14 protein-coding genes, 2 tRNA genes and 1 other RNA gene are annotated in these 12,548 nt (G+C 57.7%); 5 read left to right on the top strand and 12 right to left on the bottom strand.

The genetic code is table 11. The annotated features are described in order from the left end of the window. Positions 1–19 precede the first annotated feature (19 nt). The 10 genes from BTUS_RS00220 to tadA form a co-directional block, all read right to left on the bottom strand. Positions 20–988 carry an RluA family pseudouridine synthase gene (locus BTUS_RS00220; protein ID WP_013074111.1) on the bottom strand — a complete coding sequence of 323 codons (969 nt, stop codon included), beginning with the start codon at positions 986–988 and terminating at the stop codon, positions 20–22. 16 nt (positions 989–1,004) lie between these two features. After that, positions 1,005–1,346, bottom strand: coding sequence for a YaaL family protein (locus BTUS_RS00215; RefSeq protein ID WP_013074110.1), 342 nt, complete (start codon positions 1,344–1,346; stop codon positions 1,005–1,007). Positions 1,347–1,445: 99 nt separating this feature from the next. Next, on the bottom strand, positions 1,446–2,042 hold the full coding sequence (gene recR / locus BTUS_RS00210; RefSeq protein ID WP_041304545.1) for a recombination mediator RecR: 597 nt from the start codon (positions 2,040–2,042) through the stop codon (positions 1,446–1,448). A gap of 30 nt (positions 2,043–2,072) precedes the next feature. After that, on the bottom strand, positions 2,073–2,384 hold the full coding sequence (locus BTUS_RS00205) for a YbaB/EbfC family nucleoid-associated protein (protein WP_013074108.1): 312 nt from the start codon (positions 2,382–2,384) through the stop codon (positions 2,073–2,075). A 2-nt stretch (positions 2,385–2,386) separates the two neighbouring features. Next, a complete protein-coding gene (dnaX, locus tag BTUS_RS16580) occupies positions 2,387–4,381 on the bottom strand; it encodes a DNA polymerase III subunit gamma/tau (RefSeq protein WP_013074107.1) in 1,995 nt (664 codons plus the stop codon). Positions 4,382–4,486: 105 nt separating this feature from the next. Beyond that, positions 4,487–5,809, bottom strand: a complete 1,323-nt coding sequence (locus BTUS_RS00195) for a two-component system sensor histidine kinase NtrB (RefSeq protein WP_013074106.1) — start codon at positions 5,807–5,809, stop codon at positions 4,487–4,489. Between the two features lie 124 nt (positions 5,810–5,933). After that, positions 5,934–6,199: signal recognition particle sRNA large type (ffs, locus tag BTUS_RS17245), an RNA gene on the bottom strand. A 9-nt stretch (positions 6,200–6,208) separates the two neighbouring features. After that, positions 6,209–6,299, bottom strand: a tRNA-Ser gene (locus tag BTUS_RS00190). A gap of 47 nt (positions 6,300–6,346) precedes the next feature. Continuing rightward, a tRNA-Ser gene (locus BTUS_RS00185) sits at positions 6,347–6,436 on the bottom strand. After that, entirely contained in the window at positions 6,423–6,947 is a 525-nt protein-coding gene (gene tadA / locus BTUS_RS16575; RefSeq protein WP_013074105.1) for a tRNA adenosine(34) deaminase TadA, read from the bottom strand. Before tadA ends, BTUS_RS00185 begins: the two co-directional genes overlap by 14 nt. A gap of 224 nt (positions 6,948–7,171) precedes the next feature. On the opposite strand from tadA, the gene BTUS_RS00180 reads away from it, so the two are divergent. Continuing rightward, on the top strand, positions 7,172–7,573 hold the full coding sequence (locus BTUS_RS00180; RefSeq protein WP_013074104.1) for a YmaF family protein: 402 nt from the start codon (positions 7,172–7,174) through the stop codon (positions 7,571–7,573). A gap of 159 nt (positions 7,574–7,732) precedes the next feature. Here BTUS_RS00180 and BTUS_RS00175 read toward each other — a convergent pair whose 3' ends face one another. Beyond that, positions 7,733–8,563: a L,D-transpeptidase family protein gene (locus BTUS_RS00175; protein ID WP_013074103.1), complete on the bottom strand. Its 831-nt coding sequence runs from the start codon at positions 8,561–8,563 to the stop codon at positions 7,733–7,735. Positions 8,564–8,688: 125 nt separating this feature from the next. On the opposite strand from BTUS_RS00175, the gene BTUS_RS16570 reads away from it, so the two are divergent. Continuing rightward, positions 8,689–9,555 carry a M23 family metallopeptidase gene (locus tag BTUS_RS16570; protein ID WP_013074102.1) on the top strand — a complete coding sequence of 289 codons (867 nt, stop codon included), beginning with the start codon at positions 8,689–8,691 and terminating at the stop codon, positions 9,553–9,555. Between the two features lie 81 nt (positions 9,556–9,636). Here the strand turns inward: BTUS_RS16570 and BTUS_RS18255 are convergent, their stop codons facing one another. Next, positions 9,637–9,780 (bottom strand): hypothetical protein, encoded by a 144-nt coding sequence (locus BTUS_RS18255; protein ID WP_169307922.1) that lies wholly within the window; start codon positions 9,778–9,780, stop codon positions 9,637–9,639. A 368-nt stretch (positions 9,781–10,148) separates the two neighbouring features. On the opposite strand from BTUS_RS18255, the gene BTUS_RS17805 reads away from it, so the two are divergent. Genes BTUS_RS17805 through BTUS_RS00155 form a run of 3 tightly spaced genes read left to right on the top strand, consistent with a single transcriptional unit; the run spans position 10,149 to position 12,502 of the window. Then, entirely contained in the window at positions 10,149–10,301 is a 153-nt protein-coding gene (locus BTUS_RS17805; protein WP_013074101.1) for a hypothetical protein, read from the top strand. A 13-nt stretch (positions 10,302–10,314) separates the two neighbouring features. Further along, positions 10,315–10,791, top strand: coding sequence for a cytochrome c oxidase subunit II (locus tag BTUS_RS00160; RefSeq protein WP_013074100.1), 477 nt, complete (start codon positions 10,315–10,317; stop codon positions 10,789–10,791). Positions 10,792–10,813: 22 nt separating this feature from the next. After that, positions 10,814–12,502 (top strand): b(o/a)3-type cytochrome-c oxidase subunit 1, encoded by a 1,689-nt coding sequence (locus tag BTUS_RS00155; protein ID WP_013074099.1) that lies wholly within the window; start codon positions 10,814–10,816, stop codon positions 12,500–12,502. Positions 12,503–12,548 lie beyond the last annotated feature (46 nt).

Below are 12,548 nucleotides of genomic sequence, written 5' to 3'. Positions count from 1 at the left end.
TCACCCGGAGCTTTTCCGGTCACGTGGACGTCGAAGTCTCCGCCGGCACATCTGTGGAAAGCCCATAGGACTCCAGCAACTTCCGTAATTCCGCGGGCAGCGGGGCCACGAACCTCCGCCCATCGGCAAGAGTCAATGCGTAGGCATGCAGGAACTGATGCCGCAAGCCACGTAAAGGTTTGCCCCCATATTTGATGTCCCCGACCAAGGGATGACCCGCTGCAGCCAGATGAGCTCGAATCTGATGCGTCCGCCCGCTTACCAATGTAATGTCCAGGAGCGTCAGCCTCTCCGCCACGGCCAGTGGCCGGTACCGGGTTTCGGCTTCCAAGGTCTCCGGTGCCACGCCGTGCCGTCCGCGCTTTTCTCCGGCCAGGCGCGTTCGGTTATTCTCATGATCTCGAATCAACGCTTGTTTCAGCGTACCCGGGGTCTCAATACGGCCGTGTACCAAAGCCAAGTAACGTTTGTCCACTCGACGCCCGCGAAGTGCATCCGCCAGTTCTCTTAGAGCCTGGGCGTGTTTACCGATCAAAACGATTCCGCTGGTATTGCGGTCCAGTCGGTTCGCCGCCGCCGGTGCGAAAGCCCGCCCGTCCCATTCGCCTTTATCATAAAGGTAAGCCAGGACCCGATTGATCAACGTATCCCGGTGCTCCTGCCGATCCGGATGGGTCAGCAGTCCCGCGGGCTTATTCACAACCAGGAGATCGCCGTCTTCATACAGGATCTCGAAGGTTCGGGGAACGCCCTGAAACTTCGGCCCCCGGCGCCGCAGGGCGGCGTACTCCTCGTCGGATACAAACAGTTGGACGGTGTCGCCCTCGTGAAGCACCAAATCCGGTTTGCCTTTTTTCCGGTTCACCTTCACCCGGCCCACCCGGATCCATTTGTACACCCCGCTGAGCGGCAATCCTGGTAAATTTTGACGCAAAAACCGGTGCAATTTTTTCCCATTCTCAGCCCGGGTGATGGGATACTCCACCATGGGCGACACGCCTCCTTTACCGACCTTTGGAGCGGGCCCTCACCCCGTCATGCCCCTGGAAGTCCACCGCCGGAGTCCGGGCGGCACCCCGGACCAGACCTTCTTCCGGCGGCACAGAAAGGTGTTGTTTTCGGGCCACCTTCATCAAATATTCGTACTTGCGTTGAGCGGCCTGAACGGCGTAGATAGCGTGGTCGATCAACTCGGGCTCAACCACATTATCCAACAAGTGCTGGGCTCTCATCCATTCGTCCCGGGTCCGCCGAATCTCGAGAAGAAGTTCCGCCCGCTCCCGTTCCGCTTCATTCCCCTCCCGGGTCCGCCGTTTACACCGGGCCCACCGCAAAATCGGCTTCATCCCATCCCCTCCCGCCGGCCGCCACACTCATATCGAATGCGCTGGCCTGTCCTCACTAAGGATGTATAGAAGCCGCATGCGGTTCCTATGACTGTGGACTTAAATTTCTCGGCGGCCTTCCAGAGCCTGGGACAGCGTCAACTCGTCCGCATACTCGAGATCTCCCCCCATGGGCAACCCCCGGGCGATCCGGGTCACCTTCACCCCCAGCGGTTTGACCAGCCGGGTTAAAAACATCGCTGTCGCTTCCCCTTCCACGGTGGGGTTTGTGGCGAGAATCAACTCTTTCGGCAAATCGTTCTTCATGCGTTCCAGTAATTCTTTCACTCGAATATCCTCGGGGCCAATCCCTTCCATCGGCGAAATTGCCCCGTGAAGCACGTGATATACCCCATGGTATTCCCGGGTGCGTTCCATCGCCGCGACATCCCTGGGATCCTGAACCACGCAGATCACCCGGTGATCCCGCAGCTCATCGCGACAAAGGGTACAAGGATCGACATCGGTAATGTTGCAGCAGATCCGGCAATACCGGAGGTCCTTTTTGACCGCCACCAGGGCCTGGGATAGGTGCAGGACATCTTCGTCGGGCATCCGGAGAACGTGAAAAGCCAAGCGTTGAGCGGTCTTAGGACCGATTCCCGGCAATTTCATAAACCCGTCGATGAGCTGCGAGATGGGTTCCGGAAAGTTCACCATTGTCGTTTCACCGCACTTCGCACCCTCTCAGAATAACCCCGGCATGTTGAACCCCCGAGTGTATTTACTGAGTTCCTCCGCCACCAAATCATCGACTTTTTTTAAGGCGTCGTTCACCGCCGTGAGCACCAGATCCTGCAACATTTCCACATCATCGGGGTCTACCGCTTCCGGACGAATGACCACTGACTGAATCTGCTTGTGTCCGTTTGCCACCACCGTCACCGCACCGCCCCCGGCGGATCCCTCAACCGTCTTTTCCCCTAAAGCCTCCTGGGCTTTCATCATCTCTTCCTGCATCTTCTTTGCCTGTTTCATCAATTGGTTCATGTTTTTCATGTTCATTCCTCCCCGATGATCTCAATTCGATCTTGCCCAAAAAGGGCCGCCAGCTGCGCCAGGGGATCATCACTTCCGCCCTCCGATCCGCCGGTCCCTCCGCCCTTCCCCGAACTGCGAGAAACGACGCCGGCAGCCTGCTCCCTCTCGGCCAACTCCTGTTCCCACACTTGAACCGACACCGCATAGAGTTGCATGGATTCATTGAAGAGCGCCTGCAAAACCTCTTCGATGGCCGTGCGGTGCATCGGTTTCATGACAGTTTCCCGGTGGATCTGGTTCTTGAAAGCCACGATCAGCCATGAACCCGACCGGGCCACCGGCTCGCCATCTAAAAGCCAGGCTTGCGTGGTCACGCGTTTACGCTTTACTTCATCGAGCACCTCTTGCCAACGGGCGCGTACGGGTTCAACCCCGGGAATATCGAGTTGCCGACGGATCATTTCCCACGCTGCTCCCTGGGCCTGCCCTTTTGCCGAAGGCGTGGGGCCCGGCGACTCCGGCCCTTCACCCGCCGAAGGGCGCCCGACACCTGAGCCATTTCTCATCGTCTCCGACGGCCCGGCGGCCGGCCGATCCCCAACAGCCGGTTCGAGATCTCCGACCGCGGGGGGAACACCCGGGGATGGCGGGGATGAAACCGAAGGCGCGCGAGAGCCCCCTTCCCTTCTGTCCCATGCGTCAGCCTGTGAGCCTTCGCTTCTCGTAGAGCTGGGCAAAGATGAGGAAGGAGGCCCCGGGGGTTCTACGGTCACCGGCCCCGGAACATCCCCTTTCTGTCGCAGGGCTTGGGTCAACCGTTCCATCTGTCGTTCCAATCGTTCTACCCGAGCAGCCCACTCCGATGCCGGCGAAGACTTGTCGGCAGTTATGCTGGCACTACCCCCACTCGTTTCCATCGAACCCTTCTCCCCGGCAAGGGTGCAGAGTTTGGCCAAGGTGAGCTCCAGCAACATCCTGGGTTGCCCGTACCAACGCATCTGCTGTTGCAGACCGTTCAGCTCTTCCATCCAAACCAGAATCTGTTCGGGTTCCATCCGGTCGGCCAGAGCTTTCACTTCCGGCTGAAACTGGGCCCGCTCCCGAACCTCGGGATGGTCCGGCGCCGTCCGCATCCACAGCATGTCCCTCAACGCATCTAACAGTGTCGACACCAGTGGACCGACATCGAAACCATGGTCCAGCTGCTCCCTCGCCCATATCAGGACATCGGCCGTTCGGCCCGCCGCCAGAGCTTCAACACCCGACATCAAAGCCCGCTCGGGCAGGCGGCCGAGAAGGGCCAGCACATCCTCTTCCCGCAGCACATCATCGCTGAAAGAAAGGGCCTGGTCCAACATGCTCAAAGCATCCCGGAGCCCCCCATCCGCCGCCCGGGCAATGAGCCACAATGCCTTGTCTTCGGCCTGCCTCCCCTTGTGGGCCAGGATCGATTTCATCCGCTCCGCCATGTCCCCGGCGTAGATTCTCTGAAACGCGAATCGTTGACACCGGGACATAATGGTGGCGGGCACCTTGTGCGGTTCTGTGGTCGCCAAGATAAAGATGACATGCTCCGGTGGCTCTTCCAGCGTCTTTAACAGCGCATTAAACGCCTCGGGGGTCAACATGTGGACTTCGTCAATAATATAGACTTTATGACGCACCTGGGTAGGGGCATACCGGACTTGGTCCCGAAGTTCCCGCACTTCATCGATGCCCCGATTCGAGGCGGCGTCGATCTCTACCACGTCCAAAACCGAACCGTCCATGATGCCGCGGCAGGCATTGCATTGGTTGCACGGTTCCTCGCCGGACCCTTGTTCACAATTCACCGCTTTGGCAAGAATCTTGGCAACGCTGGTTTTTCCGGTGCCGCGAGGACCTGTAAACAAATATGCGTGGGCCAGCCGTCCGTTGCGCAGCGCATTTTGCAGCGTGCGAACGATATGGGGCTGCCCAACGACATCAGCGAACAACTGTGGCCGCCATTCGCGATAGAGTGCGAGATAGGCCAAAGGTCCCCACCTCTTTGCGTTCTTCCGATCGACAATAGCCGTCTGCCAATACACTACCATATGCGGGGTATCCAGACCAGTGCCCGGCCGGGCATCGCTGGCCGCCTACGGCTCGTAGGCGGGCAGCAGAATACTGAACGTGGTTCCGTATCCTTTACTGGAGACCCGGATCATACCTCCCAGATCGCTGATAATCCGTTGGCAAATGGGCAGTCCCAAGCCGGTCCCATTTTCTTTGGTCGTAAAAAAGGCATCGAAAATGCGATCCATCGCGTAAGCGGGAATCCCGGGCCCCGTGTCTTGTACATCGATCCGAACGAGATTTTCTTCCCGGTCCACGTCGGTACACAGGGTCAACGTGCCGCCGTGTTCCATCGCTTCCACCGCATTTTTCACGAGGTTCAGGACGACCTGCTTCAACAGCTCAGGGTCTGCCAACACTTTCGGAACGGGTTTGATACACAAATGAAATTCAATGTCATGCAGAAGAGTTTCACTGCTGATCAGTGGGGCCAAACCCGTGACCAGTTCTTCCACTTCCGTGGATGCCAATTTTACATCCCGGGGTCTCGATAACAACAGCAACTCTCCGACCAACTCGTTGACGCGGTCGATCTCCGCCAACATGACCTCAGTGTACTGAAATTCCTTATCCATATGGGAGCGGATGAAATTCTCTCGCATGATTTGCAAAAAGCCTTTAATTGAAGTCAGGGGATTGCGAATTTCGTGGGCAATGCCAGCGGCAATCTTGCCGACCGTAGCGAGCTTTTCCTGTCGCTGAAGCTGGTTTTCGAAGCGTTCGCCGAGATCCTTCAGGAAAAACACGATTCTTTTTTCGTAAGATCCCTCCGGAGATAAGAAGCCCTGTAAAACATGAGAATCCAGCAACCAGTGTTGGATCTGTCCGTCGATTTCAGCATCAAAAAGAAGGTTTCGCACACCTTCCACGGCGATCTTGTGAGCAACGGGACGCAACACCAGGCCGAGTTCGGGAACAGCCTCGGAAAGGACCCGCCCAATGGCGTCATCGGCTTTCAAGCGCAGCATCTTCACAGCCGTGCGGTTCGTCGCCCGAACCCTCAGATCCACATCGGTCAAAATAACGCCCATCCCCATCTCCCCGATGATGGGCTGAACAAGTTCCCACAGCCACAGATCCCAGGTGATGGCGTCATCGGAAACATACAAGTACACGCGATTCCCGTCCTCGGTGGTTCGTTCGTAGCGAACCATATCGGCCGGCAAACCGTCCCTCCCGGCGTTTGAAGATTGCGGACCCTTCTCTGCCAGATGGTTTTCGGGCTGCCGAGTTGCATCTCCCAGCGCCCGACTCACCGCAAGGAGCGCGCCGCCGCTGTCCGAGAGGCAGGCCGGAAACGGGAGGAGTTCGATGTTTCGTTCGATCCAGCCTTCGCGGTGAAACAAGCCACGTCCCTCCCCGCCCTATGGCGATCCCGGGCCGTACATTCCCGGTCGCCGTACGTGTACAGTTCTACGAGGACGGAAAAAATCCTCCCGCCCTGTCAGGCAGGAGGATTCCCTGGATCTGCCGCGCCCTTGTCTTCGATGTGCGCACCGAGGCGTATCACCGGCGGGTGGCTCGGACCAGGCTACCCTGCGGCACCCGGGCGATCTTCCTTAGTGCTGCTTCCGTCAGGACCTGACACGGTTCGGAAGGACCCGCCGCGCAGGACCCGGTCGTCGACGCTCCGAGGCCGGTGCCGGCCCTCCATGACGCACACCTCACGACAAGCCTTCAACCCCGCTCTAGCGGATTGCGGGTTCAGGGCACCGCTACCTCCCCGCCTAGCGCGGCAGATCCAGTGGCGGAGAGAGTGGGATTCGAACCCACGAGGCGGTTTTGCCGCCTACACGATTTCCAATCGTGCTCCTTCGACCACTCGGACATCTCTCCACAGTCGATCCACCGCCGGCTTGTAGGGGCACCCTGGGGAATAACAATGGCGGAGAGAGTGGGATTCGAACCCACGAGCCCCGTGAAGGGCTACTCGCTTTCGAGGCGAGCTCTTTCGACCACTCAGACATCTCTCCGCGATGGGTCATCAAAGGAAAGAACTGAAGAACGGCCAGCCTGCGGCCTCTTCCGCATGCGCAGTTCACGAAAAAACTGTTTTAGCAGGTGGGAACAGGATTGCTGAAGGACGCCACCCTCCACCTTTAGTCGATGATTCAAGGGCGCATCAGCCACCTGAAGCACCGATCCGCACGCTCCCGCTTTCGGATCAGGCGCCCCAAAAACCACCCGTTCCACCCGAGCCAAGACAGCAGCGCCCACGCACATGGCACATGGCTCCAGGGTCACATACAACGTGGTGCCTGAAAGTCGCCAGCCACCAACCGCTTGGGCCGCTTGCCGCAAGGCCACCATCTCCGCGTGGGCCGTGGGATCATTCCACATCTCTCGAAGGTTGCAACCCTCTCCGAGAATCTTTCCCCCTGCCACGACCACCGCACCGATGGGCACCTCGCCCATCTCCCCTGCATATGCCGCCAGTTGCAGGGCGCGCTCCATGTACTGCAAGTCCCGCGGCGCATCGGGCAAAAGCTGAATCCCACCTTCCGTTCCACTACTATATCACAATGTGGGGACACCATGCAACGGTCGGTGATCCTTGAGATCCTTGGTGCCCGCTCCCCTGCCCGGCGAGCACAAAGCCGAGTGTTCAGACCTTGATTGAGCGAGCAAATTCCACCGCCGCCCGGCCGATTGGCCCGGCCGTTTTTCCCTTCCGTCCATACAGTGAGCAGAGGAAAGGAGGGCTGTTCATGAAAAAGCCGGTCATCGGCATCTTGTGCCACGCCGATCCGCCCACATCTGGAAAACCAAAGAATGAAGACCACACCCATGAGCTCTATTTGATCGAATGGGACGGCCGGCCACCGCATGTCCACGATTTTGGCGGAATCACATCTTTCGACGCCGGTCATCGACATCGTTACGCCGGCACCACGGGCCCCGCGCCGAGCGGCGTCCCCCACACCCACGATTATTACACGGTGACCACCTTCAATCAAGGCCACACCCACGTCCTGCAAGGGCGTACAGGTCCCGCCGTGCCTCTGCCCGGAGGCGGTCATTACCACGTATTCGCCGGTGTCAGCACGGTCAACGGTCGTCCGTCCCACACCCATCGCTACCGCGGCACAACGGGGGACGCCCATCCCTGACGAAAGTCCGGCGGGGCCGGCTGGCCCTCAGCCGGCCCCGCCGGACTTAACGGCCTGAAGTCTGATCATAAACCGCCACGGTCATTCAGGGTAACTTCGAGCGCTCGCTCGAACCATGCGACGGCGGACAGTCTGCATCTGGCTGTGATCCGTCTGGCGTCAGGGCTGCACGTCGCCCAGCGCGATATCGTAATGGGATTCCAGCGTCACCGCCGTTCGGGGCCCCACAATGCCGTCCACGGTCAACTGGGCGGACTGCTGAAAAGCTCGGACCGCCGTGTCGGTTATTCGGCCAAATATCCCGTCGGTATCCCCGCGATAGAAGCCCAGCACTTGGAGCATCCTCTGGACCTGGGCGATATCATCCCCTGGGGTGACTCCCATATGGAGCAGCCGCGTGGTCAACACCCTCCCCGTAATGGTCACCAAGGTCCCCAATGGAACCGTCTGGTACACTTGGATCACATCTTCGTTGTGCATCCGCACACAGCCGTGACTCACGGCCCGACCCACCGAACCCGGATTGTTCGTCCCGTGAATGCCATAGCCGCCATTGGGAACCGAGAGACGCATCCACGCCGCCCCAAAAGGGCCACCAGGGTTCGCAATCTTCTCCACAATCACCCAGTCCCCCACCGGAGTCGGCGTTGTGGGCTTCCCCACTGCCACCGGAAAGCTTCGTATCAGACGGTCTCTTTGAAAAAGGCTAAGGACCCGGCGTTCGGTGTCGATCGCGATATGAAATTGTCCGCCCCCCCACTCCACTTGTTCGATTCCCAGGGCAACCCAGGTGGCAGGACCGACGATGCCGTCGGAGAGAAGACCGGACGCCCGTTGAAACTCGGCCACCGCCCGGGCGGTGACCGGTCCATAGATGCCGTCCCAAGAAGACAAGCGTCCGAAAACTGTCAACCTCCGTTGCACGGCAATCACATCCGGTCCCCTCATGTAGGGGGTGGTCAAACGTAGAAAACGACTCGCCAGAATCATGGCAACCTCCACCTCGTGGTGAGATTTGTTAATAACATGTTCTTAATCCACTATTTGTCGATTCACAAAGCGATCCGACTTCAGTAGAGTGACAGTAGGAATTGAAGGGACGAGGAGGTTTTAAGATGCAAGGTCGGTTGATTGCCGCCGTTTTCACCGGCGCCCTGCTCCTTCCGACTCCGGCTCTGGCTTACACGGTAAAACCCGGTGACACCCTGTGGAAAATCGGCCATGCTCACAATGTTTCCGTCGCCCAATTGATGGAAGCCAATCACTTGACGAGTACGTGGATTTACCCCGGGCAAAACCTTCAGATCCCGGGGAACAGCCGTACATATACCGTGGTCAAGGGCGACAGCCTTTGGAAAATCGGCCAGCGATACAATGTTTCGGTGGCGGCGCTTAAAGCTGAGAACCAATTGTCCGACGACCTGATTTACCCCGGCCAAGTCCTAAAGATTCCTTCCGGTCCCAGCAGCAATCTGGGGTCCACGGCCCCCGCTTCGACCCCGACGGTTCGCATGCCCCCGGCCTATCGAGATGGCGTCTTCCCATTACCAAAGGGCTCCTACTCCGGGTTTACTGACAATTTTGGCGCGATTCGAACCTGGTCTCCAACGGGCACCACCACCCGCAACCATGATGGCATCGACATCGTGGCCCCTCTGGGCACCCCCATTTACGCCGCCGAAGGGGGAACGATTATCAATCAGGGGTGGAGTGAACTGGGGGGCTGGCGGCTCACCGTTCAGGTCGACGGATCCACCGCTTTTTATTACGCCCATATGTCTAGATATGCCGCTGGGATGGTGAAAGGTGCGACGATCAAGAAGGGTCAACTGATCGGATACGTGGGGAACACCGGATACGGCCCCGTTGGGACTTCGGGCAAATTCGAGGCCCACCTGCACTTTGGGATGTATAAAACCTCCGGATCCTGGCAGGCCATCGACCCGTATCCGTATCTAAAATGGTGGGAATCGCAACGGTAAAAAGGACGGGCGCCGGTGCCAAACGCAGACTTTTCGTCTTGTCCGGCCCGGACGCCCGACGACCCCGTCGTTTTTGTGGATTCATTTGACCCCTTGACCCCTTTGGCCCTTCAACCGCTCCTCAATGTGCAAAAGTAAAAAATCGCACTCTTCCACTTCAAAGAGGTTGTGATCCCGGGCAAAGTGAGCCCGGCACCGCAACACGTGGCGTTTCCAGTCTTCCAACTCCCTAGGGAACCTGTGAAAATCCACCTTATTTCATAACTAAGTCCCATATATAGTGTTCAACTAATGTTCCATGCGCTATATTTGCACCATGTTCATTGGATCAAAGACTTTTTCACAGGTCCCCTAGGGCTGTATGCCGCTATCCTCCGAAGTGCCGCTTCTCGGTCCATTTTGCACATCTGACCAGACAGATCAAAGAGAATTTTTCCTCACCTTCGTCCGGCCAGCGACCTCCTTGACGATTATTTTACGCCATCTCTTCGATCACCGGGAGCACGGCTCATTCCCGGATAAATATTGAATAAACAGGACATACTTCCAGAAAGAGGTCGAGTCTTTTCTCTTAGGGAAGGAGTGAGTTCAGTGTGGATCCAGACCTGAACAAGGATATACAGAAAGTGGAAAAAACCGACGAGAATCTACACGACACGATTGTGGCATCCCTTGTGGTGGGCGCGTTTATTGTGATTCTGTGGTTTCTTATGTTCGGCCTTTATGTCACGAGGCTCAGTGCATAGGGGGTAAACGTCCATGCTCAACATCGATTTGCCCCGTTCGGAACGAATCTGGTTGGTGATCGGCGGGGCCTCTTTGGTGGTATTTTTCGCGATCATCCTGATCATGGCGCTGGTTTGGGGATTTCATAACCCCGGGCAAATGAAAACCATCGCCCCGGACGCGGTGCGGACCACCCCGCCCTTTGACAAACCCGGTCTGTATCAGGTGGGACCGAACGAATACCGCGCCGTCATGATCGCCCAGATGTTTATGTACCAGCCTAACCAAGTGACGGTACCAGCGGGGGCCACGGTGCATTTTGAGGTGACAAGTCCAGATGTGGTTCATGGCTTTGAAATCCCTGGCACCAATGTGAACCTCATGGTGGTCCCCGGTCACATCACCGAATATACGGCCACATTCCGCACCAAGATGGATCGGGTCATCGTCTGCAATGAGTATTGTGGCAGCGGACATCAGGTGATGCTCGGTCGATTCGTCGTACAGTAATCTCAGTCGAGGAGGAACAGCCATGAGCGAAAGTGCTGTGGATACAAGAACAACCCGGGCTCCCGTCTTCGCCTTTGAACGAGGGGACCGGATCCTGGTGCTCGCCCACTTGGGGATTGCGTTTATCGCCTTGTTATTGGGTGCGGCTGCCGGAATGCTGCAGGGGCTACAGCGCACCGGATACATCAAATGGCCGGATGCCGTAGGATATTATCAACTCCTCACTTTGCACGGAGTGTCCTTGGCGCTCATTTTCACCACCCTGTTCATTATTGGGTTCCTGCTCGCCGGGACTGCGAAGACCTTGGACGGCAAACTTCAGGCCGTGGATCGAGCTTGGGCATGGATCGGCTGGGTGATGATGGTGGTGGGCACAGCCATGAGTACCGTCACCATCATGAACAACACGGCAACGGTGTTGTACACGTTTTATGCCCCGATGAATGCCTCTCCATGGTTTTACGTCGGGTTGGCGCTGGTCGTCGTGGGAAGCTGGCTGGGGGGAGTGGCCATCTTTACGGCCTACGCCCGGTGGCGGCGGCGGCACCGGGGTCAGGTGTCTCCGTTATTCGCCTACATGTCCGTCGCGACGATGATCCTATGGATCATCGCCACCCTGGGGGTCGCCATTGAAGTGTTGTTTCAATTGATCCCCATGTCTTTCGGATGGGTTCCCCGGGTCAACGTGGAACTGAGCCGCACGCTGTTCTGGTATTTCGGCCATCCCTTAGTGTACTTCTGGTTGTTGCCGGCTTACATATACTGGTACGTGAACATTCCTCAAATCATCAAGGGCAAGTTATTCAGTGATTCTCTGCCGCGACTCACTTTCGTCTTGTTCATCCTCTATTCGATCCCGGTTGGATTTCATCATCAATTTAACGAACCGGGGATTGCAAATATTTGGAAAATCCTCGCCGCCGCCCTCACCCTGACCGTCGTGGTCCCCTCCTTGATGACGGTGTTCGCCATGTTCGCCACCTTCGAAATGGCTGGCCGGGCTCAGGGAGCGACCGGGAGATTCGCATGGCTCCGCAAACTCCCGTGGAAGGATGTCCGGTTCTTCGCCCCGTTTCTCGGCATGGTGATGTTCATCCCGGGCGGGGCCGGAGGAGTGGTGAACGCCAGTTACCAGCTTAACCAAGTCATTCATAACACTTTGTGGGTAACGGGACACTTTCACATGACCTTGTCTTCTGCGGTGACCCTAACCTTTTTCGGTATCGCCTACTGGCTGGTCCCGGCCCTCACTAACCGAAAGCTGACGTGGCGGGTCAATAACCTCGGCATTGTCCAAGCGTGGCTCTGGTTTATCGGCATGCTGCTCAATTCCGTCCCCATGCACATCGTCGGACTCCTGGGAGAGCCCCGGCGCACGGCGTTCACCACGTACAACGACAACCCTGTTGTCCAACCGTGGCTGCCCTACTGGCCGGTGATGGGAATGTCGGGTATCTTTCTGTTTCTCTCCATCATGTTGTTCCTCGGTGCGATGATCTACCTGTGGTGGTTTGCTCCGCGCCTGGACACCCCGGCGGAGTTTCCCATCGGAGAGGTGAAGGACAAGTCCCATCCGACCCCAATGATTCTCGAACGATGGCCATTGTGGATCGCTCTCACGGCTGTGTTGGTGCTCATCGTATACACCGTGCCCTTGGTGGACATGATTCAATCACCGCCGCCCGGGACACCTCCTATTCGAAGCTGGTAGGCGGACGGACAATCTGCGTTGTCCGCCTTGAAAATGGTCCGCCTCG

It is taken from the genome of Kyrpidia tusciae DSM 2912 (genome assembly GCF_000092905.1).
In the GTDB taxonomy this organism is placed as follows: Bacteria; Bacillota; Bacilli; order Kyrpidiales; family Kyrpidiaceae; genus Kyrpidia; species Kyrpidia tusciae.
Note: the sequence above shows the minus strand (reverse complement) of the source record. Positions and strands in the feature narration are given on the sequence as shown.